This window comes from Streptomyces sp. M92 (genome assembly GCF_028473745.1).
Lineage (GTDB): Bacteria > Actinomycetota > Actinomycetes > Streptomycetales > Streptomycetaceae > Streptomyces.
In genome coordinates this window covers 6,540,445-6,563,609 of sequence record NZ_CP101137.1, presented here as the reverse complement: position 1 = coordinate 6,563,609, position 23,165 = coordinate 6,540,445, and the positions used below count along the sequence as shown (strand labels likewise).

The window sequence follows — 23,165 nt, the reverse complement described above, 5'->3', positions numbered from 1 at the left end:
ATCGTGCAGGCCGTCTCCGGCGTCTTCCATGTGTCGGAGCCACATGTGAAGAGAGCCGGACATGGGGGCCGAGGACGGTCGGGGACGCAGGCCGTCCCGACTGTCGCCGCCGCGCGTCCCGGTCTGCCGCCCCCGGTCAGCTCGGCCGTACGGCCATCCTGTCGAGGGCTTCCAGGAGCCCGGGCAACGAGGGGCCCCTGCCCACGGGCAGGACCTCGCCGGGCTCCTCGTCGAGCAGGACGAAGGCGATGTCGTCGGTCCTGGCGACCAGCGACCAGCCCGGACCGTCGGCCCGCAGCGTCCGCGCGTCCCCTGACGCGAACGACGACCGAACCCGGCCCAGTGGCGGCGGCGTGTCGATGTAGGCGCGGGCCTGGGCGAGGGCGCGCCGCACGCCGCTGTGCCCGAAGCGCCCGGTTCCGGTGCCGTCCGTGTCCCCGGCCCGGCCGGTGACACCGTCCCGGCCCGCGGCTTCGGCGCCGTCACCGGAGGCGGGCTCCGCCTCGCCGCCGCCGGTGTCCCCTCCTGACTCCGGCCCGTCTTCCGGACTGCCGTCCACGGAACCGGCGCTCCCGGCGGGCGCCTGAAAGTCGGCGTCGTCGATCTGCTCCCGCCACTGCGCCCACTGCGCCGCGATCTCGTCGGCCCCCATACGCCGTTGCGCGGGGCCCCAGACACTGGTGTCCGGCGGCGACAGGGCGGGCTGGTCGGCGGACTCGGGGACGGGATCGTGCGGTGTGGGAACACCGGGGGCGGCCACGGCAACCGAGAGGGGCCAGCCGGGCAGCGCGGCGACGACCGTACGCTCGTCCGGTGACAGGTCGTACTCCATGCCGCAGTCCCAGGACGCCACGGCGACGGCGACCAGCGAGACGTCGTCGACGACGACCGTCCACCGGGCGCCGTCACCGTCCTGGCCGAGCACCAGGCCGTAGCCGTCGGCCAGCGGAGGGAGTCCGAGCGCCGCGCACGCCTCCACGTAGTCGTCGCCCAGCACGCTCGGGAACTTCGCCGGCGTCAGCAGCACCGCCGTGAGCACGTAGAGCGCATCCTCCGCGGCGGCGACGGCGTTCTCGTCCGTCCCGGCCATCCCAGCCTCCCCATCGGTTCGTCCAATGGCGCGCACCCTAGTGCGACCGGGAAGCCCTTGTCACGACTCCCAGACGCACCCGAGCTGCAGTTTTCCGGCTGGACGGGGGCGAATCGACCACTCCGCCCGCGCTCGCCCGTCAGGTCGCGGGCAGTCCCAGCAGCGCCCGGGCCACATCCCGGGGCGACTCGTCGCGCTCCCGCGCGAGCGCGATCACGGCCCGGCACGCCAGCTCGTTCACGCCGAACGACAGTGCCTCCGGCGACACCCAGCCCGTCGCCTCGTCGATCCTCTCCTGGTCGTCCTCCGCGCACGCCGAGACGTAGGCGGCGGCAGCCTCGAACAGGTTGTGCGAGCGCGGCTCCCCTTCCGCCTTGCCCACCGTGCGCCGAGCGGCGCGAGATCTGCTCCAGGCCTCGCGGATCCTTCCGGACAAACGGATCACCCTCCCCTGCCGATTTCCTGGCGGATCGTGCATCTACCGCTACTCAACGTAGAGTTGATGTCTCGACGGCAGAAGGGGAAGGCCACGGTGAAGCGTTTCGAGCGCCTGGAGCAGATCCGGCGGATGGACCCGTACGAGGACGCCTCGGAGATCTACCGGCTGTCCTCGGCCTACGAATTCCCCTGGGACTTCGCCCGCGCCCTGGAACTGGCGCTGTACCGCACCTACGCCGTCCCGAGCATCGGCCGGCTGCTGGCCGAGACGGCCGAGTTCACCGGCCGGCCGCAGAAGCGGTACGACGACACCGCGCTGCTGCTCGACGCCATCGTCGAGCACGGCTTCGGCAGCGAACAGGGCCGTACGTCCGTCCGGCGCGTCAACCAGATGCACCGCAGCTACGACATCTCCAACGACGACATGCGCTACGTCCTGTGCACGTTCGTCGTGATCCCCAAGCGCTGGATCGACAGCTATGGATGGCGCAGGATGTCGCGCCACGAGACCGTCGCCTCGGCGGTCCATTACGGCACGCTGGGCCGGTACATGGGCATCAAGGGAATCCCCGGCTCGTACGAGGAGTTCGAAAGCTGCCTCGACGCCTATGAGGAGGCCCACTTCGCCTGGGACGAGGGCGGGCGCCGCGTCTCCGACGCCACACTCGATCTCATGGCCTCCTGGTACCCGGGCGCCCTCGCCCCGCTCCTGCGCGCCGGGACCCTGGCCCTGCTCGACGAGCCCCTCCTGCGCGCCTTCCGCTACCCCGCGCCGAGCCCGGCCGTCCGCGCGATCGTGCGCCGCGCGGTGCGGCTGCGCGGGCGGACGGTCCGGCTGATGCCGCCGAGGCGCGCCCCGCACCACGCCCGCCAGAACCGGGAGATCAAAGGTTACCCGAACGGCTACCGGCTGGCGGAGCTGGGCACCCGCCCCGTTCCGGGCGTCCGGGGCTGCCCGGTCCGGCACATCGACACGTCAGCCGCCGAGTGAGCCGATCGTCTCCCGCAGCCAGCTGAGTTCCGCGCGGGAGGTGGCGCGCGCGATGGTCACAACGCCGCGCCGGAACGGGTCGTCCAGCTCCTCGGCGCGCATCGGGCGGTCACCGTCGTAGAAGAAGCTGGCGGGTTCCTCGAGGAAGGCCAGCCGCCGGCGCAGTACAGCGGCCTGGGCGGCAGAGTCGTCGAGGTGCCGGAGGAAGGCGAGCACCGTGAACCAGCGGTTCTCGTCGGTGATGTCGCGCCGCGCGGGCTCCGCCAGCCGGCGGCGCAACTCCCGCCGCCCCTCGTCGGTGAGGGTCAGGACGTGACGCGGTGCCGCCACGGCGCCGGGCCGCGTGGCCCGCGCGAGGAAGCCCGCCTTCTCCAGGCGCTTGATCGCGGGATACAGCGTGCTCTCGGCGACGGGGCGCACGTGCCCGGTCAGAGCGGTGATGCGCTTGCGCAGTTCGTAGCCGTGCAGCGGGGCGTCGTAGAGGAATCCGAGGATGGCGAGCTCCAGCATGCCCGCATTCTCGCCCATGGGCGTTGTACCTCTGACTCTGTGTACTGCGCCAAGTCTGTACATCGGTGACGATGTATCCTCCTTGCGGTCGTGTGAGAGTGCGTGATCCAGAAGGAGGACGCAATGAGGGAGGCCCGGTTCGACGGTCGGGGCAGCCGCATCCGCTGGACGGAGGTACCGGGCGCGGAACCGGCGAGGGTGTACGTGCACGGGCTCGGTTCGGTCTCGTCCGTCTACCACGCGCACGTCGCGGCCCGCCCCGGACTCACGGGCCGCCGCAGCCTCTTCGTCGACCTGCCGGGCCACGGAATCAGCGACCGGCCCGAACGCTTCGGCTACACGCTCGAGGACCACGCCGACGCGCTGGCCGCCGCGCTGGACGCGGCGGAACTGACCGGCGCCGAGCTGGTCGCGCACAGCATGGGCGGCGCCGTGGCCATCGTGCTCGCCCACCGGCGGCCCGAGCTGGTCTCCCGGCTGGTCCTCACGGAGGCCAACCTCGACGCCTGCCCGCCGCCGGACGCGGGCAGCAGCCGCATCGCCGCCTACGAGGAGGACGATTTCGTCGACGTCGGTCACGCGCGCGTGCTGGAGGACGTCGGTCCCCCGTGGGCGGCGACGCTGCGGCTGACCGACGCGCGTGCCCTGCACCGCTCGGCGGTCGGACTGCGCCGGGGGTCGGAGCCCGTGATGCGCACCCTTCTCGAAGGGCTTCCCATGGACCGCGTGTACGTGCAGGGCGGTCTCAGCGGCGAACTGGAGGGCCGGGCGGAGCTGGAGGCCGCGGGAGTGCGCGTGGTGACCGTCCCCGGCGCCGGGCACAACGTCATGCTCGACCGGCCCGACGAGTTCGCGGCGGTGGTCGCGCAGGGAGGCTGAGCGGTCAGTCCTCCCGCACGGCCAGGGCCAGGAAACGGGCGTCCTCGTCCACGTACGACGTCATGCGCCAGCCGGAACCGGCCAGCAACGGCCGGAGCCTGGGCTCTGCGCGCAGATCGTCCGGGGTGATCCGCCGTCCCTGCCGGGCCGCCAGCGCCGCCCGCCCGATCGGGTGGAACAGCGCCAGCACACCACCGGGACGCACGACGCGCGCCAGCTCCCTCAGGTTTCCGGCGGGATCGGGCAAGTGCGCGATGAGTCCCGCGGCGAACACGGCGTCGAGCGACCGCGACCGCAGGGGCAGCGCGGCGACGTCGGTCAGCAGCAACCGTCCGACGCGGTCCCGCCCGGCCCGCACGGCGGCCTGGAGCATGGCGGGCGTCAGATCGGCCCCGACGACCAGGCCCGAGGGGCCCACGGCCGTGCGCAACGGCGGCAGAGCGCGTCCGGTGCCGCAGCCCGCGTCGAGCACGCTGGCCCCCTCGCGCAGCCCCAGCTCCGCGACCGCGGCCGCGTAGGCGGGGCCGTCGTTGGGGAACCGGCTGTCCCAGTCGGCGGCGCGGACGCCGAAGAACTCCTGGACGTGTGTGTGGTCGTCGCTCATGCTCCGCATGATCCCCCAACCGCACGGACGATGCCGGGGTGCACACGTTCGAGTGTGACGCGATCGTTCCAGCGCTCCTCTGTGTCAGATAGCAACACCTTTCGAAACGCGCCCCCGTTGTACGCCTCTCCGGGGCTAGCGTCCCGGGGTCATGGGACACCTGGACCACGCCGCCCTGGGCTGGCTGACCCCCGTGCTGCCGTACGCGATGGCCTGTACCGGCGCCGCCCTCGGACTGCGCTGCACCGTGCGCGCCCTCGCCGCCACCGGCCGTACGCGCCGCAACTGGCCGAACGGCTCGGACCGCTGCGCACCGCCGTCCTCGACCGCAGCGCGGACTGGGCGGACGCCTACAGCCAGTACACGACGACGATTTCGGCGGCCTTCCGCGTGGGCGGGGCGTTGAGCGGCATCCAGGACGCCAGCAACCCGACGCCACTGACGGCGACACGACCGCGCTGGCGTTGAAGATCCTGGTCGCCGGAGGGTTCGGCGTGGGCAAGACGACCCTGGTGGGCGCGGTCAGCGAGATCAGGCCGCTGCGCACGGAGGAACAACTCAGCGAGGCGGGCCGGTTGGTGGACGACACCGACGGCCTCGACCGCAAGGTCACCACCACCGTCGCCATGGACTTCGGGCGCACCACCGTCCGGTCCGGGCTGTCCCTGTACCTCTTCGGCACACCGGGACAGGACCGCTTCTGGTTCCTGTGGGACGAACTGTCCCAGGGAGCCCTCGGTGCCGTGGTCCTCGCGGACACGCGGCGCCTGGCGGACTGCTTTCCCGCCGTGGACTACTTCGAGCACCGGCACATCCCGTTCGTGGTGGCCGTCAACTGCTTCACGGGGGCGCGCCGCCACGAGACACACGACGTCCTGCGCGCCCTCGACCTGGACCGGGGAACGCCCGTGGTGCTGTGCGACGCAAGGGGCCGCGACTCGGGGAAGGAGGTGCTGATCCGGCTCGTCGAGTACGCCGGGCGGATGCACACCGCCCGGCTGCTCGACTCCGTGCGCTGAGGTGGTCCAGCCCTCCCATGCGCACTCCGTCGGACTCTCAGTCCGCCACGGCCTTCTGGGCCAGGACCTTGTCGACGGTGACGCGGACGAGGAGCTCGCCCGGAACACCGTTGCGGGTCCCGAACTCCTCCGCGCGTTCCTCGCCCATGTACCGGGCCCCGATGCGGGCGGCCCAGTGCCGGAGTTCGCCGAGGTCCTCCGAGATCCGCGCGCGGCCCTGCAGCACGACGAAGTCGAAAGGGGGCCGGTCGTCGTCCACGCAAAGGGCGACCCGGCCGTCACGGACCAGATTGCGTCCCTTCACGGTGTCCTTGCCGGTGTTGAACACCACGTCGTCCCCGTCGAGCAGGAACCAGACGGGTGCCACGTGCGGGCCGCCGTCCGCACGGACGGTCGAGAGCTTGCCGGTGCGGGTGCCGTCCGAGACGAACGCCCGCCATTCCTCGTCGGTCATCTTCTGTGCCATGCCCACATCCTCCTTGCCCGGAGCACGGCCTTGGTGAAGGCTGGCGGGCAGATCCTCCGGTACGGGGGAGACACACGCACACGGGGACGACACGGGGAGATCGGATCATGGCGCAGATTCAGGGACTCGGCTGGCTGCTGGACGACCTGACCGAGCGCGTCGAAGACGTCCGGCACGCGTTGGTCCTGTCCAACGACGGGCTGGTGACCGGGGCCAGTACGGGACTGCGGCGGGAGGACGCCGAGCACCTGGCCGCCGTCTCGTCCGGACTGCACAGTCTGGCCAAGGGGTCGGGGCGCCACTTCGGCGCGGGGCAGGTGCGGCAGACGATGATCGAGTTCGACGACGCCGTCCTGTTCGTCACCGCGGCGGGCACGGGCAGTTGCCTGTGCGTGCTCAGCGGGGCGGAGGCCGACATCGGGCAGATCGCCTACGAGATGACGCTGCTCGTGAACCGGGTGGGCGAGCATCTCGACGTCGATGCGCGACAGCCTGGACGAATATCACCGACAGAGCTCTGACCTGGGCAATTCGTCCTCTCGCGAGGTCGGCTGCGGAGTTTTCCACAGGCTTGCCGCGGAGATCGCGGCAGCGGCTACCGTTCTGTGTCAGACGGGCGCGGACCGGCGCCCTGCCGCACACTCCACGGGGGAGACGACCATGTCCGGCAGCACTCTCACGCACCAGCCCACGACCACCGGCCGACGTGTCGGCCCGACCCGCGAGACCACCCTCGCGCCCGGCCACGCCGCGAGGGAACTCTGCCTCAAGCGCAGTGAGTTCGACCTGGCCGTGCACCTCGGCCGTATCCGCACCGTACCCGGTGCCTGCGACGGCGACGGCGACGGCGACGACGGGGGCGGCGGCCGCCGTGTCGCCCGCGAGGAGATCGAGCGGATCCGTGCGACGGAGGGTTTCCCGCAGGCTCTGCGGGAGCGCGTCCGGACCGTCGGAACCACGGAGGGCGCGGCCCTCATGGCAGTGACCAGGGCCCGCTTCACCCGCCTCGCACGTCTGGGCCTCCTGGTGCCCGTGCGCTTCTACGTCAACCGGTACCGTGCCGTCGTCTGGCTGTATCTGGCCGACGAGCTGCGGCAGTTCGCGCAAGACGAGCAGCACGCCGCACTGGTGAAGGGCCGTACGCCCGAGGGCCTGCGCGACCAACTGACGGACGGCCTGGATCTGCGCCCCCGCAACTGGCGGGGACGGTACCTGGGTTTCCTCCTCCGCCAGGCCGGCGACCCGTGGGCCCGGGCCGCGGCGGTCGCGTCGCTGCTGGACCCGGTCGAGGTGTCGCAGGCCGTCCGGGACCCCTACGAGCGTTCGCGGCTCAGCCAGTTGCGCCGAGTGCCGCCGGCCCCCGGATCGCCCGGCTCCCCGGCCGCCGCGCTCGCCGAAGAGATCATGACCGCGGCCGACCCCGACGAGATCGACTGGCTGCGCACCAATCTGGCGGGTGAGCTGGAGGCGGCACGGCGGTACCTTCCCGCGCCGCGCCCGGCCTCTTCCCCCATGCCGTCCCCGCCCGGCCGGGAAGCGCCACGGCACGAGGCGGAGCAGGCCGGACGGTTCCGCGGCCTGCTCGGTCGGCTGTGGCGCAAAGACCTCTGACCGGCGCCCTACTTCAAGGCCCGGAACAGCCCTTCCTGGACGACGGACACCAGCATCCGTCCCTCCCTGTCGTAGATCCGCCCCCGTGCCAGCCCCCGGCCGCCGGTCGCGATCGGTGACTCCTGGTCGTACAGGAACCACTCGTCCGCGCGGAACGGCCGGTGGAACCACATGGCGTGGTCCAGCGACGCCATGTCGAAGCCCCGCGGGCCCCACAGCGGTTCCACCGGAATGCGTACCGCGTCCAGCAGGGTCATGTCGCTGGCGTAGGTCAGGGCGCAGGTGTGCACGAGCGGGTCGTCACCGAGCGGCCCGACCGCGCGCATCCACACCGCGCTGCGGGGCTCGGCGTCCTCGACGTCCTGGGCGCTCCAGCGCAGCCGGTCCACGTAGCGGATGTCGAAGGGCTGGCGGCGGGCCATCCGCTCGAACTGCTCGGGCAGTGCGCCCAGGTGCTCCCGCACCTCGTCGGCGACCTTCGGCAGGGATTCGGGGTCCGGGACCTTGCGGGCCGGCGGCAGCTGGTGCTCGAAACTCCCCTGCTCAGGCTTGTGAAAGGAGGCGGTGAGCGTGAAGATCGTGCGGCCCTGCTGCACCGCGGTGACCCGGCGGGTCGTGAACGACCGCCCGTCCCGGTCCCGTTCGACCTGGTACACGATCGGCACGCCCGGGCGTCCCGGGCGCAGGAAGTACGCGTGCAGCGAGTGCACCGGGCGGTCGCCCTCCGTGGTGCGGCCCGCGGCGACCAGCGCCTGGCCGGCCACCTGGCCGCCGAAGACCCGCTGCAGCGACTCCTCGGGACTGCGGCCGCGGAAGATGTTGACCTCGATCTGCTCCAGGTCGAGCAGGGCGACGAGGCTCTCGGCCGGATTCGTCATGGGTGGGATTCTCCTGTGCTCACAGCTGGCCGACATCGGTGACGCGGACGACCGCCCGGCCCTCCGCGTCGGAGGCCGTGAGGTCGACCTCGGCGCTGATGCCCCAGTCATGGTCGTCGTTCGGGTCGTCGAAGATCTGCCGCACGCGCCACAGGCCGTGCTGCGGCTCCTCCTCGATGATCAGCAGCTTGGGGCCGCGTGCGTCGGGACCGGTGCCCAGGTCGTCGTACTCGTCCCAGTACGCGTCCATGGCCTCGCCCCACGCGTCGGCGTTCCAGCCGGCCTCGCCGTCCATCTCGCCGAGTTCCTCGACCTGGTCGAGGGCGGCGAGCTCGACCCGGCGGAACATGGCGTTGCGGACCAGGACGCGGAAGGCGCGCGCGTTGGCGGTGACCGGCCGCACCTGGTCGGCCTTCTCCTGCGCCTCCTCGGCGGTCATCTCCGCCGGGTTGGCCAGCTGCTCCCACTCGTCCAGCAGGCTGGAGTCGACCTGGCGCACCATCTCGCCGAGCCACTCGATCAGGTCCTGCAGGTCCTCGGACTTCAGGTCGTCGGGGACCGTGTGGTCGAGGGCCTTGAAGGCGCTCGCGAGGTAGCGCAGCACGATGCCCTCGGTGCGGGCGAGTTCGTAGTGGGAGACCAGCTCCGTGAAGGTCAGTGCCCGCTCGTACATGTCCCGGATGACCGACTTCGGCGACAACGGGTGGTCACCGACCCAGGGGTGGCTCCTGCGGTAGGTGTCGTAGGCGTGGAAGAGCAGTTCCTCCAGCGGCTTCGGGTACGTGATGTCCTGGAGGCGCTCCATGCGCTCCTCGTACTCGACGCCGTCGGCCTTCATCGCGGCCACGGCCTCGCCGCGCGCCTTGTTCTGCTGGGCGGCGAGGATCTGCCGCGGGTCGTCCAGCGTGGACTCCACGACGGAGACCATGTCCAGCGCGTACGACGGCGACTCCGGGTCCAGCAGTTCGAACGCGGCCAGTGCGAAGGTGGACAGCGGCTGGTTCAGGGCGAAGTCCTGCTGCAGGTCCACCGTGAGTCGCACGATGCGTCCCTCGGCGTCCGGAGCGTCGAGCTTCTCGACGATGCCGCCGTCCAGCAGCGACCGGTAGATGGCGATCGCCCGGCGGATGTGCCGCAGCTGCTGCTTGCGCGGCTCGTGGTTGTCCTCCAGCAGGTGCCGCATGGCCGCGAAGGCGTTGCCGGGCCTGGCGATCACGGACAGCAGCATGGTGTGCGTCACCCGGAACCGGGAGGTCAGCGGCTCGGGCTCGGAAGCGATGAGCTTTTCGAACGTGTTCTCCGACCAGGCGACGAAGCCCTCGGGCGCCTTCTTGCGGACGACCTTCCGGCGCTTCTTCGGGTCGTCACCGGCCTTGGCGAGCGCCTTCTCGTTCTCGACGACGTGCTCGGGCGCCTGGGCGACGACGAAGCCCTCGGTGTCGAAGCCCGCCCGCCCGGCCCGGCCGGCGATCTGGTGGAACTCGCGGGCCCGCAGCGTGCGCACCCGGGTGCCGTCGTACTTGGTCAGGGCCGTGAACAGGACCGTGCGGATGGGCACGTTGACGCCCACGCCGAGCGTGTCCGTACCGCAGATCACCTTCAGCAGACCGGCCTGGGCGAGCTTCTCCACCAGCCGCCGGTACTTGGGCAGCATGCCGGCGTGGTGGACACCGATGCCGTGCCGGACGTAACGGGAGAGGTTGCGGCCGAACTTGGTGGTGAAGCGGAAGTTGCCGATCAGCTCGGCGATCCGCTCCTTCTCCTCGCGCGAGCACATGTTGATGCTCATCAGCGCCTGCGCCCGTTCCACGGCCTGCGCCTGCGTGAAGTGCACGATGTAGACGGGCGCCTGCCGGGCCTCCAGCAGGTCGGTGAGCGTCTCGGTGAGCGGCGTGTAGCGGTACTCGTAGGACAGCGGCACGGGCCGGGTGGCCGATCGGACCACCGCCGTGGGACGGCCGGTGCGGCGCGCGAGGTCCTGCTCGAAGAAGGAGACGTCGCCGAGGGTGGCCGACATCAGGACGAACTGGGCCTGCGGAAGCTCCAGCAAGGGAATCTGCCAGGCCCAGCCGCGGTCGGGTTCCGCGTAGAAGTGGAACTCGTCCATCACGACCTGGCCGATGTCCGCGTGCTTGCCGTCGCGCAGCGCGATCGACGCCAGGACCTCGGCGGTGCAGCAGATGACCGGCGCGTCGGCGTTCACGGAGGCGTCGCCGGTCAGCATGCCGACGTTCTCGGTGCCGAAGACCTTGCACAGCTCGAAGAACTTCTCCGACACCAGCGCCTTGATCGGCGCGGTGTAGAAGGTCACCTCGTCGCGGGCCAGGGCGGCGAAGTGGGCGCCCGCGGCGATCATGCTCTTGCCGGATCCGGTGGGCGTCGACACGATCACGTTCGCGCCGGAGACCACCTCGATCAGCGCCTCCTCCTGATGGGGGTAGAGCGTGAGACCGCGTTCCTGGGACCACGCCTCGAAGGCTTCGTACAGGGCATCGGGGTCGGCGGTCCGCGGCAGCTGATCGATGAGGGTCACGCCCCCATCTTGCCTGGCCTCGGCCGAGATGGGGGAATCGGCTGTCCGCGTGAAGATCACGAACGCTACGCTGGGTCGCCGACGGGCCTTCGGCGCACCGGGACAACTGCACAGCGGCACACGAGGAATGGGGCGGGCAACGGCGATGATGGGACCAGCACACTCACTGTCGGGCGCCGCGGCGTGGCTCGGCGTCGGAGCGGCGACCGCCGCGGCGGGACACCCGATGCCCTGGCCGGTCCTGCTCGCCGGAGCGCTGATCTGTGCCGGAGCGGCGCTCGCCCCGGATCTCGACCACAAGGCGGCCACCATCTCCCGGGCCTTCGGGCCGGTCTCACGAGGACTGTGCGAGATCGTCGACAAGCTGTCCTACGCCGTCTACAAGGCCACGAAGATGCAGGGCGACCCACGCCGCTCCGGCGGGCACCGCACGCTGACCCACACCTGGGTGTGGGCGGTCCTGATCGGTGGGGGTACCTCGGTGCTCGCCATCACGGGCGGCCGCTGGGCCGTGCTGGCCATCCTCTTCGTGCACATGGTGCTCGCCATCGAGGGCCTGCTCTGGCGGGCGACCCGCGGTTCCAGCAGCGACGTGCTGGTCTGGCTGCTGGCGGGGACCAGCGCGTGGATCCTCGCCGGGATACTGGACAAGCCGGACGGTGGCTCGGACTGGCTGTTCGCCGCACCCGGCCAGGAGTACCTGTGGCTGGGGCTGCCGATCGTGCTCGGCGCCCTGGTGCACGACATCGGGGACGCGCTGACCGTCTCGGGCTGTCCCATACTCTGGCCGATACCCGTGGGGCGCAAGCGCTGGTACCCCATCGGCCCGCCGAAGGCCATGCGGTTCCGGGCCGGCAGCTGGGTCGAGCTGAAGGTGCTGATGCCGGCGTTCATGCTGCTCGGCGGAGTGGGCGGCGCGGCGGCGCTCAACTTCATCTGAGCGGCACGCGGCCCCGGCCACCGGGGCGCGGACCGAGTCGTCGGGACTGCTCAGCCTGTCCCGCCGACGCCCTGCCCCTCGTCCCCGCCGTAGCGTCGCTCGAAGCGTGCGACACGCCCCTCCGAGTCCACCGTCCGGGCCTTGCCCGTGTAGAAGGGATGGCTCTCGGAGGAGATCTCCACGTCCACCACCGGGTACGTCTCGCCGTCGTCCCATGCGATGGTCTGGTCGCTGGTGGCGGTGGAGCGGGTGAGGAAGGCGTATCCGGCGCTGCGGTCACGGAAGACGACCGGCCGGTACTCGGGGTGCTTGTCCTGCTGCATGGCTGCTCCTGGTGCGGCGCGGATGATGGACGCGACGGCGGCACACCGTCGCGGGTGACGTCAGCCGGGCAGGGAGTCCTCGTCGACGACGTGCATCGCGGCCTCCTCGGCGGAGGCGGCGGCACCGTCGATGCCCACGTCCGTGGCGACCAGCGCCGGCTCCTCGTCCTCGTGCGTCCCCTCGTCGGGTGCCACGAGCCGGCCGGAACGATCCCCGCCGACCTCGTTGTCGAGCAGTTCCCCGTCGGTGCCGTCGGAATCGCCCAGTCCGTCACCGTCCGGCGGGAGCACGTCCGGCCGCTCCTCGGAGAGCCGCTGCTCCAGTGTTTCGCCCCGGTGGCGTTCGGCGGCCGTCACTCCGGTGTGCTCCACCGCCCAGGGGCGTTCGGGCGGGGACCAGCCACGATCGAGGGGATCGTCCACCCCGTCGTACTCAAGGGTGTCCTCGCCGTCGAGCAGCCCGGTGTCCTCGTGCTGCTCGGACCCGTCGGGCTGGTAGACGTCGTCACCCCATCCACCGACGCTGTTCACAGGCACCTCCAGGGGGTGGGGCCGAAGCCCTTCTCGCCGTGGTCCGCGGCGGGCCGCCGCTGCACGGGGCACAGGCGTCACCCCTGGCGGAACCGCACGGTTCCCGGGGCCACCCCGAGCCGGTGCCTTCTCCCAGCCTTCCACTCCCGTTCGGGACCGCGCAACGGCACGGCCGTCGACCGGGTCCCCGGCGCCCGTACCCGCAGGCCCAGCCGGAGCCCGGTCCCCGCCTGCCTGAAGTGCCGGCTCCCTCTCCCCAGGTGGCGGCCCCCTCCGTGGGCACAGGGGTGCCCGAGACACTCGGCGGCGCGGCCCAGCGCCTCTTGGCAGGGACCCGGTGCCAGTCCCCAGGCAGGCGCGGGAATCCGTTTGATGCGCCATCGGGCGGCGTGGGGAGCGGTGGCCCATCGGTCCCGCCCCGAGTCGACGGCGGGGCACCCGCCCCCCAGGCGCAGCCCCGCCCGTCCCGGCCCGACCAGTGCGGGACCTGCGGCGGAAGTGTGCCCCGCCCGGCGCCGGGCGGGGCGGCACGCCGCAGGAGCATGCGCCCCACTCAGTACGGGCGACGCGGCACCAGGCAGGAGTGTGCCGCTGCCGCACCGGGCGACGCGGGAGCGGGAGGAACTCGCGCCACCCGGCACCCGACGCGGTGCACGCTGGAGCCCGCTGCTCCTTGCCTCGGCGGCCGAAGGCGCGGGCTCACCCGTGCCACGACCGCCACAGCGCCGCGTACGCGCCGTCCGCCGCGACCAGTTCGTCGTGGCTGCCCAGTTCGCTGATCCGTCCGTTCTCGACGACGGCGATGACGTCCGCGTCATGGGCGGTGTGCAGACGGTGGGCGATCGCGATCACCGTGCGGCCGTCCAGGACCCGGGCCAGGGAGCGTTCGAGGTGACGGGCCGCGCGCGGGTCGAGCAGCGACGTCGCCTCGTCCAGCACCAGCGTGTGCGGGTCGGCCAGCACCAGGCGGGCCAGCGCGATCTGCTGGGCCTGGGCCGGGGTGAGCGCGAAGCCGCCCGAGCCGACCTCGGTGTCCAGGCCCTCGTCGAGCGCCCGGGACCAGTTGTCCGCGTCGACCGCGCCCAGCGCCGCCCACAGTTCGGCGTCGGTGGCGCCGGCCCGGGCGAGGCGGAGGTTGTCGCGCAGGGAGCCCACGAAGACGTGGTGCTCCTGGTTGACGAGGGCGACGTGGGAGCGGACGCGTTCGGCCGTCATCCGGGACAGTTCGGCGTCGCCGAGAGTGATCCGGCCGTCACGGGGGCCGTAGATGCCGGCCAGCAGCCGGCCCAGCGTCGACTTGCCCGCCCCGGAGGGACCGACCAGCGCGAGCCGCGTGCCGGGGGCCACCTCGAGCGACACCTCGCGCAGGACGTCCACGCCCTCGACGTAGCCGAAGTGCACGCGTTCGGCGTGCACGTGCCGGCCGGCGGGTGCCAGCGAGGCGTCACCGGCGTCCGGCTCGATGTCCCGGACACCCACCAGCCGGGCCAGGGACACCTGGGCCACCTGGAGCTCGTCGTACCAGCGCAGGATGATGCCGACCGGGTCGACGAGCATCTGTGCGATCAGTGCCGCCGTGGTCAGCTGCCCGACCCCGATCCAGCCCTGGAGGACGAACACACCGCCGATCAGCAGAACGGAGGCGAGCACGGTCACATGGGTGACGTTGATGACGGGGAAGAGCACCGAGCGCAGCCACAGTGTGTAGCGCTCCCAGGCCGTCCACTCCTTGACCCGGCGTTCCGACAGCTCGATGCGGCGGGCGTCCAGCCGGTGGGACTCGACGGTGCGACCGGCGTCCACGGTTTCCGCGAGCGCGGCGGCCACGGCGGCGTACCCGGCGGCCTCCGAGCGGTATGCGGAGGGAGCCCGCCGGAAGTACCAGCGGCAGCCGATCACCAGCAGCGGCACCGCGAGCAGGACCGCGGGCGCCAGCGGCGGTGCCGTGACGACGAGCCCGCCGAGCAGCAGCACCACCCACACGGCCCCGATCGCGAGCTGGGGCACGGCCTCGCGCATGGCGTTGGCGAGCCGGTCGATGTCCGTCGTGATCCGGGAGAGCAGGTCGCCGGTGCCGGCCCGCTCCAGGACGCCGGGCGGCAGTCCGACCGAGCGCACCAGGAAGTCCTCACGCAGATCCGCCAGCATCCGCTCCCCAAGAACGGCTCCGCGCAGCCGCACCTCCCGGACGAACACCGCCTGGACGACGAGCGCCAGGACGAAGAAGGTGGCTGTCAGACCGAGGTGCAGTTCGCGGGCACCGTCCGACACCCGTTCGACGAGCCCGCCCAGCAGGTAGGGGCCCGCCATCGAGGCGATCACCGCGACGGTGTTGACGGTGACCAGGAGGACGAACGCGCGGCGGTGCCGGCGCAGCAGCTCGCCGGCGTAGGCGCGTACGGTCGAGGGCGCGCCGACGGGCAGGGTGCTCGCCGTCGTCGGGGCCGCCGGGTCGTACGACGGTGGCGCGACGCCGATCATGCCGTCTCCTCGATCTCTTCCAGTCGGTGCAGTACGTCGTCGCCGAGGACATCGCCGTCCGGCGCTCTGTCGCGGTCCACGGTCTGTCCGCCGTCCAGGGACCCCGTGTGCCGGCCGGCGGTCTTCGCCGGCCCGCCTCCGGCCGGGCTCGCGTCCCGGTGCGGCGCGGTGTCCTCGTCGGTCTCGCGGGTCACCACGGCCCGGTACCGGGGCTCGCTGTGCAGCAGGTTCCGGTGGGTACCGGTCGCGACGGCCTTCCCGTCGTGCAGGAACACGACGTGGTCCGCGCGGTCGAGCAGCAGGGGCGACGAGGTGAAGACCACGGTGGTGCGTCCGGCGCGCAGGGAACGCACGCCCTCCGCGATCCGTGCCTCGGTGTGCGAGTCCACGGCGGAGGTCGGTTCGTCCAGCACCAGCGCCTCCGGGTCCGTGATCAGGGACCGGGCCAGCGCGAGCCGCTGGCGCTGCCCGCCGGACAGGGACCGGGCCCGTTCGGTGATGCGGGCGTCCATCGGGTCGTCCGCGCCGAGCGAACCCTGCACCAGCGCCGCCAGCACGTCGCCGCACTGGGCCGCGGCCAGCGCGTCCTCGGCGCCGACCTTGCCGGAGGCGGGCACGTCGAGCAGCTCGCGCAGAGTTCCGGAGAGCAGCACCGGGTCCTTGTCCTGGACCAGGACGGCGGTGCGCGCGGAATCCAGGGGCAACTCGTCGAGCGGCACCCCACCCAGCACGGCGGAGGTGCCCGCCTCCGAGGGATGCCCGCCGAGCCGCTCCGCCAGACGCCCGGCCGTGTCCGGGTCGCCGCACACCACGGCGGTGAAGCGGCCGGTCGGGGCGAGGAGCCCGGTGTCGGGGTCGTACAGGTCCCCGGCCGGGACCTCGGCGGCGCGCGATCCGGCCGTGTCGGTCGCCCGCTCCAGAGCCAGCACCCGCGCCGCCCGCTTGGCGGAGGGCCGGGAGAAGGAGTACGCCATGGCGATCTCCTCGAAGTGCCGCAGCGGGTAGGTGAGGATCATGACCGAGCTGTAGACGGTGACGAGTTCGCCGACGCCGATGCGGCCCTCGCGGGCCAGGTGGACGCCGTGCCAGACCACCGCGATCAGCAGCAGCCCGGGCAGCAGCACCTGGATCCCGGAGATCAGGGCCCACATGCGGGCGCTGCGCACTGCGGCGTGGCGCACCTCCTGGGAGGCGTCCCGGTAGCGGTCGAGGAAGAGTTCCTCGCCGCCGATGCCGCGCAGCACCCGCAGCCCGGCGACGGTGTCCGAGGCGAGTTCGGTGGCGCGGCCCGCCTTCTCGCGCTGCACGTCGGCCCGCCGGGTGGCCCGGGGGAGGAGGGGCAGCACCGCGAGGGCCAGCACCGGCAGGCCCAGGATCACGACGACGCCGAGGGCCGGCTCGTAGACGACGAGGGCCACGCAGACCAGCACGATGGTCAGGGCCGCCGCCGTGAAGCGGGAGACGGCCTCCACGAACCAGCCGATCTTCTCGACGTCACCGGTGGAGACGGCCACGACCTCTCCGGCCGCCACCCGGCGGGTCAGGGCCGACCCCAGCAGAGCGGTCTTGCGGGCCAGCAGTTGCTGGACGCGGGCCGCCGCGGTGATCCAGTTGGTGACGGCGGCGCGGTGCAGGAAGGTGTCGCCGAGCGCGTTGCCGACGCAGCACAGTGCCAGCAGGCCACCGGCGAGGGCCAGTCCGGTACCGGAGCCGTCGACGACGGCCTGGATGGCGAGACCGACGCAGAAGGGCAGGGCGGAGACGGAGGCGAAGTGCAGCAGGCCCCAGGCCAGCGACTTGAGTTGTCCACCGAGCTGGTTGCGGAAAAGCCACCACAGGAATCGGGGCCCGGAGCGCGCGTCGGGCACGCCCGGGTCGGGAAACGGAAGGTCTTGGATCTGCATGACGTCCCAGTGGCTCGTGTCAGGGGGTGCCGTTGACCACGGCATGAAGAAGCTGCAAACCGTGAAAGGTTCGCGTCGCGACGTGCCCAAAATCAAGCGGTTTTCCGCGGCTGGGTACGAGTCCGGCTACCGCCCGACGACCGCCTTGCCGGCCGGATCGGCACGGGTGCGACCATGGAGTGATGCTCAGTGGTGCTGCACGGCGTACGGCGGTCGCGGCGGCGGCCCTCGGTTTCCTCCTGACGGCGGTGTCCGCCTGCGGCGGTCCGTCCCCGTCCGGGCCCGCACCGGAAGACTCGGCGGGCGGGCGTCCCCCCGCGAGCCGGAGCGGCGGCATCACCGCCGACCCGACACGGATCCCGGGCGTCGGCGACCGGCTCCTGAGGCGCATACCCGCCGACTCCCGCCAGGTCGTGGCGGTGTACGGCGACGGCAGGGACTCCGCCGACGCCACGGTCGTGCTGTACACGAAGCGGGGCTCCGCCTGGCACCGCGCGCACAGTTGGGCGGCGCACAACGGCAGGAAGGGATGGACGACCGATCACCACGAGAACGACAGGCGCAGCCCTGTCGGCGTGTTCACCCTCAGCGACGCGGGCGGTGTCCTCCCGGATCCGGACCCGGCTCCCGGCGCCGGGCTCCCGTACACCCGTTCCGACGCCTTCGCGGCACCGCGGTCGTGGACCAAGGCCTACTGGCACGACTTCGACTACGTGATCGCCATCGACTACAACCGGGTCGAGGGCACCCCGCCGAACGACCCCGCCCGCCCCGAGGGAGCGTCCAAGGGCGGGAGCATCTGGCTGCACATGGACCACGGCAGCGGCACGTCGGCCTGCGTCAGCCTCCCCAAGGCGGGGATGGAGTACCTGCTGCGCACGCTCGACCCGGACCTGCACCCCGTGGTCGTCATGGGCGACAGGGCGCACCTCGCGGCCTGACCGCGCGCGACCGCGACCGCGGTCACGGTGCCCGGTGAACCTCTTCCGCCCCCGGGCCGTCGATGAGCGTGCCCAGAAGCCCGCCCAGCACCGTGCGCTGATCGTCCGTCAGCGGGGCGAGGATCTCCTCCGCGGCCGCGCGGCGTCCGGCGTGCAGTTCGCGCAGGGCCGCGCGCCCGTCGTCGGTGAGCTCGATCCGGATCACCCGTCGGTTGCCGGGGTCCGGGACGCGGCACACCTTCCCGCCTGCCTCCAGCCCGTCGACCAGCGTCGTCACCGCACGGGGCACGACCTCCAGGCGCTCGGCGAGATCGGCCATGCGGGGCGGCGAGCCGTAGTGCGCCAGGGTGCGCAGCAGCCGGGACTGGGCCGGTGTGATGCCGAGGCCGCGGTGCTCGAGGTGGCGCTTCTGGATGCGCTGCACCCGGCGGGTGAGGCGCAGCAGCTGCTCGGCGAGCAGGCCGTCGGGATCGGGGGCGGTCATGCGGGAACAATATCAGGACGACGTTCATTGTGAGTATAGGTAACAATGAGCTATGGTCCGTAAGGTCGGCGCGCTCCTGCCGCGCCCCCGCCGTCCGGCGTGTCCATGCGTCCCGTGCGGCCGGCCCGCCACCGCCGCACCCACCCGAACTCCGTAGGAGCCCATGCATCCCGATCGCGAACCCGCCTGGCAGGCGCCCGCCGAAGCGAAGGAACAACCCCGGCAGGTACGCCGCATCCTGAGACTGTTCCGCCCCTACCGCGGGCGTCTCGCGGTCGTCGGGCTGCTCGTCGGCGCCGCGTCGCTCGTCTCTGTCGCCACCCCCTTCCTGCTGAAGGAGATCCTCGACGTCGCTATCCCCGAGGGGCGTACCGGTCTGCTGAGCCTGCTGGCCCTCGGCATGATCCTCGGCGCCGTCCTCACCGGCGTCTTCGGCGTGCTCCAGACGCTGATCTCCACGACCGTGGGCCAGCGGGTCATGCACGACCTGCGCACCGCTGTCTACGGCCGCCTCCAGCGGATGTCCCTCGCCTTCTACACCCGCACCCGCACCGGCGAGGTCCAGTCCCGCATCGCCAACGACATCGGCGGCATGCAGGCCACCGTCACCTCCACGGCGACCTCCCTGGTCTCCAACCTCACCAGCGTGGTCGCCACGATCGTCGCCATGGTGGTGCTCGACTGGCGCCTGACCGTCGTCTCGCTGCTCCTGCTCCCGGTGTTCGTGTGGATCAGCCGCCGCGTCGGCCGGGAGCGCCGCAAGATCACCACTCAGCGGCAGAAGCAGATGGCCGCGATGGCCGCCACCGTCACGGAGTCGCTCTCCGTCAGCGGCATCCTGCTCGGCCGCACCATGGGCCGCTCCGACTCGCTGACCCGCGCCTTCGCCGACGAGTCCGAGGGCCTGGTCGACCTGGAAGTGCGGTCGAACATGGCGGGCCGCTGGCGGATGGCCGTCATCACGATCGTCATGGCCGCCATGCCGGCCGTCATCTACTGGGCCGCCGGCATCGCCCTCCAGCTCGGCGGCCCCGACGTCTCCCTCGGCACGATCGTCGCCTTCGTCTCGCTCCAGCAGGGCCTGTTCCGTCCGGCCGTGAGCCTGCTGTCGACCGGCGTCCAGATCCAGACCTCGCTCGCCCTCTTCCAGCGCATCTTCGAGTACCTCGACCTGCCCGTCGACATCACCGAGCGGGACGACCCCGTCCACCTCGACCGCGTCAAGGGCGAGGTCCGCTTCGAGGACGTCGAGTTCCGCTACGGCGACGAGGGGCGCCCGGTCCTCGGCGGCATCGACGTCACGGTCCCCGCCGGCAGCAGCCTCGCCGTCGTCGGCCCCACCGGCGTCGGCAAGTCCACGCTGGGCCACCTCGTGCCGCGGCTGTACGACGTGACCGGCGGCCGGGTCACCCTCGACGGGGTCGACGTGCGCGACCTCGACTTCGACACCCTCGCCCGCGCGGTCGGCGTCGTCTCGCAGGAGACGTACCTCTTCCACGCCTCCGTCGCCGAGAACCTGCGCTTCGCCAAGCCGGACGCCACCGACGCGGAGCTGGAGGAGGCGGCGCGGGCGGCGCAGATCCACGACCACATCACCGCGCTGCCCGACGGCTACGACACGGTGGTCGGCGAACGCGGACACCGGTTCTCCGGCGGCGAGAAGCAGCGCCTGGCCATCGCCCGCACCATCCTGCGCGACCCGCCCGTCCTGGTTCTGGACGAGGCGACCAGTGCCCTGGACACCCGAACCGAGGCCGCCGTGCAGGCCGCCATCGACGCCCTCTCCGCCGACCGCACCACGATCACCATCGCACACCGCCTGTCCACCGTCCGGGACGCCGACCGCATCGTGGTCCTCGACTCCGGTCGCCTGGCGGAGCAGGGCACGCACGAGGAGCTGCTGGCGCGGGACGGACGGTATGCCGCCCTGGTCCGCCGGGACGCCCGACTGGAGCCGACAAGCTGACGATATGCCAGGTTTGTCCGCTTATCGGGGTTACCGTGCCCGCATGCAGACGAACACACCGCCGCGCAGCGCGAGAGGCACCAGGAGAACGATCAGACTGACGCGCCGGGGCCGCATCGCCCTGATCGCGACCGGCGCCATCGTGGCCGGTACCGCCGTGGCGGTGCCGCTGCTCATGACGGACGACGAGGGAGAGTCCCGTCCCACGTCCCTCGTCATCCCGGAGGGCTGGCGCGCCACCCAGGTCTACGAGGCCGTCGACAAGACCCTCGCCCTGCCCGCGGGCACCACCAAGAAGTCCCTGGCCAAGGCCAACCTCAAGCTTCCGAACGACGCGGGGGGCAATCCCGAGGGCTACCTCTTCCCGGCGACCTACCCACTCGGCGAGGACCCCGCCCCCGAGAAGCTGTTGACGGCCATGGTCGACACGGCGAACAAGAAGTTCACCGGCGCGCCCATCGCCGCGGGCGCCCAGCGCAACGCGCTCAACGTCTACCAGGCGGTCACCATCGCCAGCATCGTGCAGGCCGAGGCCGCCACCAAGGAGGACATGGGCAAGGTGGCCCGGGTGATCTTCAACCGGCTGGAACGCGGCATGCCGCTCCAGATGGACTCCACCATCAACTACGCCCTGGGCCGTTCCACCCTGAAGACCACCACCAAGGACACGAAGATCGACAGCCCGTACAACTCGTACCAGCGCATGGGGCTGCCGCCCACGCCCATCGCCAACCCGGGCGAGGACGCGATGCACGCCGCGATCAACCCCACGCCGGGAGACTGGCTGTACTTCGTCACCGTCAAGCCCGGCGACACCCGGTTCACCGCCGACTACGCGGAACACCAGCGCAACGTCGCCGAGTTCAACCGCCTGGGGCAGAGCGCCTCGGGCCAGGCACAGGACACCTGACCCGGCGGGGCGTCACGCGGCCACCGGCTCCTCGTCGGCCAGCAGCCGCCTGATGCCCCGTACGGCCGCGCGTCCGGCCCGGTTGGCGCCGACGGTGCTGGCGGACGGCCCGTAGCCGACGAGATGGATGCGCGGGTCGGCGACCGAGCGCGTCCCCTCGACCCGTATCCCGCCGCCCGCCTCCCGCAGCCGCAGCGGCGCCAGATGGTCGACGACGGGCCGGAACCCGGTCGCCCACAGGATCACGTCGGCGGCCACCCGCCGTCCGTCGTCCCACGCCACGCCCTCCTCGGTGACCCGGTCGAACATGGGCAGGCGGTCCAGCACACCGGACTCCAGCCCCGCCCGGATCGCGTCGTTCAGCGGCAGTCCGGTCACCGACACCACGCTCTTCGGCGGCAGCCCCTGCCGCACCCGCTCCTCCACGAGCGCCACCGCGGCGCGGCCGGCCTCCTCGTCGAAGGGCCCCTCGCGGAAGACGGGGGGCCGCCTGGTCACCCACGTGGTCGCGGCCGCGTACGGGGCCAGCTCCAGCAGGTGCTGCGTCCCCGAGGCGCCTCCGCCCACCACGACCACCCGCTGTCCGGCGAACTCCTCGGGGCCGGCGTACCGCGCGGTGTGCAGCTGCCGCCCGCGGAAGGTCTCCTGCCCCGGGTAACGCGGCCAGAACGGACGGTCCCAGGTGCCGGTCGCGTTGATCAGCGCCCGCGTCGACCAGGACCCGTCCGACGTCTCGACCAGCAGCCGCCCGTCCGTCCCCTCGCGCACCGCGCGGACGTCGACGGGCCGCCGTACCCGCAGATCGAAGGTCTCCTCGTACGCCGCGAAGTACTCGCCGATCACCTCGGCGGACGGCCGGGCGGGGTCCGCCCCGGTCAGTTCCATGCCCGGCAGCGCGTGCATGCCGTGCACCTTGCCGTACGTCAGCGACGGCCAGCGGAACTGCCAGGCGCCGCCCGGCCCGGGGGAGTGGTCCAGCACCACGAAGTCGCGCTCCGGCTCGAACCCGGTGCGCCGCAGGTGATGGGCCGCGGCGAGTCCCGCCTGACCGGCTCCGATGACGACGACCTCGACCTCACGTGTGTGGTTCACATTTCTACCAACGGCGGAGCGCGCCTCGGTCTTCCCCCGGTGTCAGGATGGAGGCATGCCAGATGCTGCCTTCACCACCCGGGTCCTGAACCTCGCCACCGGATCGACGGAGCGGGTCGCCGACATCACGGGCGACTGCGAGTCCTTCCTGCGCGAGGCGGCGGCCGGCCGCGACGGTCTTCTCAACGTCTTCGTCCCGCACGCCACCGCCGGCATCGCGATCATCGAGACGGGCGCCGGCAGCGACGACGACCTGCTGACCGCCCTGCACACCCTGCTGCCCGCCGACGACCGCTGGCAGCACCGCCACGGCAGCCCCGGCCACGGCCGCGACCACGTCCTGCCCGCCTTCGTGCCGCCGCACGCGACGCTCCCCGTGATCGGCGGCCGGCTGGAGCTGGGGACCTGGCAGTCGGTGTGCCTGGTGGACACCAACGTCTCGAATCACAACCGTCAGGTGCGGTTGAGCTTCCTCGGATAAGGCGCCGGCTCGCTGCCGGCACTCTGGCAGGGCGAGGCGAACGGCAATATGGGGCAGGGGCCGGCGATGCGGATCTGCCGCTGCCCGGGCGAG

23 protein-coding genes and 1 pseudogene are annotated in these 23,165 nt (G+C 72.1%); 11 read left to right on the top strand and 13 right to left on the bottom strand.

Going from position 1 to position 23,165, the window contains the following annotated elements; translation table 11 throughout:
- Positions 1-136: 136 nt before the first annotated feature.
- Positions 137-1,090 carry a hypothetical protein gene (locus M6G08_RS30040; protein ID WP_272590254.1) on the bottom strand — a complete coding sequence of 318 codons (954 nt, stop codon included), beginning with the start codon at positions 1,088-1,090 and terminating at the stop codon, positions 137-139.
- A gap of 139 nt (positions 1,091-1,229) precedes the next feature.
- Entirely contained in the window at positions 1,230-1,526 is a 297-nt protein-coding gene (locus M6G08_RS30035) for a hypothetical protein (RefSeq protein ID WP_272590253.1), read from the bottom strand.
- Positions 1,527-1,592: 66 nt separating this feature from the next.
- On the opposite strand from M6G08_RS30035, the gene M6G08_RS30030 reads away from it, so the two are divergent.
- Positions 1,593-2,519, top strand: a complete 927-nt coding sequence (locus tag M6G08_RS30030) for an oxygenase MpaB family protein (RefSeq protein ID WP_272590252.1) — start codon at positions 1,593-1,595, stop codon at positions 2,517-2,519.
- On the opposite strand, the gene M6G08_RS30025 is transcribed toward M6G08_RS30030, so the two are convergent.
- Entirely contained in the window at positions 2,505-3,029 is a 525-nt protein-coding gene (locus tag M6G08_RS30025) for a PadR family transcriptional regulator (RefSeq protein ID WP_272591478.1), read from the bottom strand. The two genes, M6G08_RS30030 and M6G08_RS30025, sit on opposite strands and share 15 nt — an antisense overlap.
- Positions 3,030-3,152: 123 nt before the next feature.
- On the opposite strand from M6G08_RS30025, the gene M6G08_RS30020 reads away from it, so the two are divergent.
- Positions 3,153-3,908, top strand: a complete 756-nt coding sequence (locus M6G08_RS30020) for an alpha/beta fold hydrolase (RefSeq protein ID WP_272590251.1) — start codon at positions 3,153-3,155, stop codon at positions 3,906-3,908.
- Between the two features lie 4 nt (positions 3,909-3,912).
- Here the strand turns inward: M6G08_RS30020 and M6G08_RS30015 are convergent, their stop codons facing one another.
- A complete protein-coding gene (locus M6G08_RS30015) occupies positions 3,913-4,512 on the bottom strand; it encodes a class I SAM-dependent methyltransferase (protein WP_272590250.1) in 600 nt (199 codons plus the stop codon).
- Positions 4,513-4,663: 151 nt separating this feature from the next.
- On the opposite strand from M6G08_RS30015, the pseudogene M6G08_RS36160 reads away from it, so the two are divergent.
- Both M6G08_RS36160 and M6G08_RS30005 read left to right on the top strand, forming a co-directional pair.
- Positions 4,664-4,801 (top strand): annotated as a pseudogene (locus tag M6G08_RS36160) (MHYT domain-containing protein); the annotation flags it as partial.
- A gap of 169 nt (positions 4,802-4,970) precedes the next feature.
- Complete coding sequence (locus M6G08_RS30005; protein WP_272591477.1) at positions 4,971-5,531, top strand: GTP-binding protein; 561 nt, start codon at positions 4,971-4,973, stop codon at positions 5,529-5,531.
- A 37-nt stretch (positions 5,532-5,568) separates the two neighbouring features.
- Here the strand turns inward: M6G08_RS30005 and M6G08_RS30000 are convergent, their stop codons facing one another.
- Positions 5,569-5,997: a PPOX class F420-dependent oxidoreductase gene (locus M6G08_RS30000; RefSeq protein WP_272590249.1), complete on the bottom strand. Its 429-nt coding sequence runs from the start codon at positions 5,995-5,997 to the stop codon at positions 5,569-5,571.
- A gap of 107 nt (positions 5,998-6,104) precedes the next feature.
- Here M6G08_RS30000 and M6G08_RS29995 point away from each other — a divergent pair, with 107 nt between their 5' ends.
- On the top strand, positions 6,105-6,518 hold the full coding sequence (locus M6G08_RS29995) for a roadblock/LC7 domain-containing protein (protein ID WP_272590248.1): 414 nt from the start codon (positions 6,105-6,107) through the stop codon (positions 6,516-6,518).
- Positions 6,519-6,657: 139 nt separating this feature from the next.
- Positions 6,658-7,608: a DUF6397 family protein gene (locus M6G08_RS29990; RefSeq protein ID WP_272590247.1), complete on the top strand. Its 951-nt coding sequence runs from the start codon at positions 6,658-6,660 to the stop codon at positions 7,606-7,608.
- Positions 7,609-7,616: 8 nt separating this feature from the next.
- Here the strand turns inward: M6G08_RS29990 and M6G08_RS29985 are convergent, their stop codons facing one another.
- Both M6G08_RS29985 and M6G08_RS29980 read right to left on the bottom strand, forming a co-directional pair.
- Positions 7,617-8,486 carry an acyl-CoA thioesterase gene (locus M6G08_RS29985; RefSeq protein WP_272590246.1) on the bottom strand — a complete coding sequence of 290 codons (870 nt, stop codon included), beginning with the start codon at positions 8,484-8,486 and terminating at the stop codon, positions 7,617-7,619.
- A gap of 19 nt (positions 8,487-8,505) precedes the next feature.
- Positions 8,506-11,019, bottom strand: coding sequence for a DEAD/DEAH box helicase (locus M6G08_RS29980; RefSeq protein WP_272590245.1), 2,514 nt, complete (start codon positions 11,017-11,019; stop codon positions 8,506-8,508).
- 145 nt (positions 11,020-11,164) lie between these two features.
- On the opposite strand from M6G08_RS29980, the gene M6G08_RS29975 reads away from it, so the two are divergent.
- Positions 11,165-11,959 (top strand): metal-dependent hydrolase, encoded by a 795-nt coding sequence (locus M6G08_RS29975; protein WP_272590244.1) that lies wholly within the window; start codon positions 11,165-11,167, stop codon positions 11,957-11,959.
- Between the two features lie 50 nt (positions 11,960-12,009).
- On the opposite strand, the gene M6G08_RS29970 is transcribed toward M6G08_RS29975, so the two are convergent.
- The 4 genes from M6G08_RS29970 to M6G08_RS29955 all read right to left on the bottom strand — a co-directional run bounded on the left by M6G08_RS29970 (position 12,010) and on the right by M6G08_RS29955 (position 17,198).
- Complete coding sequence (locus M6G08_RS29970) at positions 12,010-12,282, bottom strand: type B 50S ribosomal protein L31 (protein ID WP_272590243.1); 273 nt, start codon at positions 12,280-12,282, stop codon at positions 12,010-12,012.
- Positions 12,283-12,342: 60 nt separating this feature from the next.
- Entirely contained in the window at positions 12,343-12,813 is a 471-nt protein-coding gene (locus M6G08_RS29965; protein WP_272590242.1) for a DUF5709 domain-containing protein, read from the bottom strand.
- A gap of 699 nt (positions 12,814-13,512) precedes the next feature.
- On the bottom strand, positions 13,513-15,294 hold the full coding sequence (locus M6G08_RS29960; RefSeq protein WP_272590241.1) for an ABC transporter ATP-binding protein: 1,782 nt from the start codon (positions 15,292-15,294) through the stop codon (positions 13,513-13,515).
- Positions 15,291-17,198: an ABC transporter transmembrane domain-containing protein gene (locus M6G08_RS29955; protein ID WP_272590240.1), complete on the bottom strand. Its 1,908-nt coding sequence runs from the start codon at positions 17,196-17,198 to the stop codon at positions 15,291-15,293. The genes M6G08_RS29960 and M6G08_RS29955 overlap by 4 nt, the downstream gene beginning before the upstream one ends.
- A gap of 182 nt (positions 17,199-17,380) precedes the next feature.
- Between M6G08_RS29955 and M6G08_RS29950 the strand changes: the two genes are divergently transcribed.
- On the top strand, positions 17,381-18,139 hold the full coding sequence (locus tag M6G08_RS29950) for a hypothetical protein (RefSeq protein ID WP_272590239.1): 759 nt from the start codon (positions 17,381-17,383) through the stop codon (positions 18,137-18,139).
- Positions 18,140-18,161: 22 nt separating this feature from the next.
- On the opposite strand, the gene M6G08_RS29945 is transcribed toward M6G08_RS29950, so the two are convergent.
- The gene (locus M6G08_RS29945; protein WP_272590238.1) at positions 18,162-18,623 is read right to left on the bottom strand and encodes a MarR family winged helix-turn-helix transcriptional regulator; all 462 of its coding nucleotides are present in this window, start codon (positions 18,621-18,623) and stop codon (positions 18,162-18,164) included.
- Between the two features lie 163 nt (positions 18,624-18,786).
- Here M6G08_RS29945 and M6G08_RS29940 point away from each other — a divergent pair, with 163 nt between their 5' ends.
- On the top strand, positions 18,787-20,589 hold the full coding sequence (locus M6G08_RS29940; protein ID WP_272590237.1) for an ABC transporter ATP-binding protein: 1,803 nt from the start codon (positions 18,787-18,789) through the stop codon (positions 20,587-20,589).
- Between the two features lie 43 nt (positions 20,590-20,632).
- Entirely contained in the window at positions 20,633-21,499 is an 867-nt protein-coding gene (gene mltG / locus M6G08_RS29935) for an endolytic transglycosylase MltG (RefSeq protein WP_272590236.1), read from the top strand.
- A 12-nt stretch (positions 21,500-21,511) separates the two neighbouring features.
- Here mltG and M6G08_RS29930 read toward each other — a convergent pair whose 3' ends face one another.
- Positions 21,512-22,591 carry an NAD(P)-binding domain-containing protein gene (locus M6G08_RS29930; RefSeq protein WP_272590235.1) on the bottom strand — a complete coding sequence of 360 codons (1,080 nt, stop codon included), beginning with the start codon at positions 22,589-22,591 and terminating at the stop codon, positions 21,512-21,514.
- Between the two features lie 55 nt (positions 22,592-22,646).
- Here M6G08_RS29930 and M6G08_RS29925 point away from each other — a divergent pair, with 55 nt between their 5' ends.
- On the top strand, positions 22,647-23,072 hold the full coding sequence (locus tag M6G08_RS29925; protein WP_272590234.1) for a secondary thiamine-phosphate synthase enzyme YjbQ: 426 nt from the start codon (positions 22,647-22,649) through the stop codon (positions 23,070-23,072).
- Positions 23,073-23,165 lie beyond the last annotated feature (93 nt).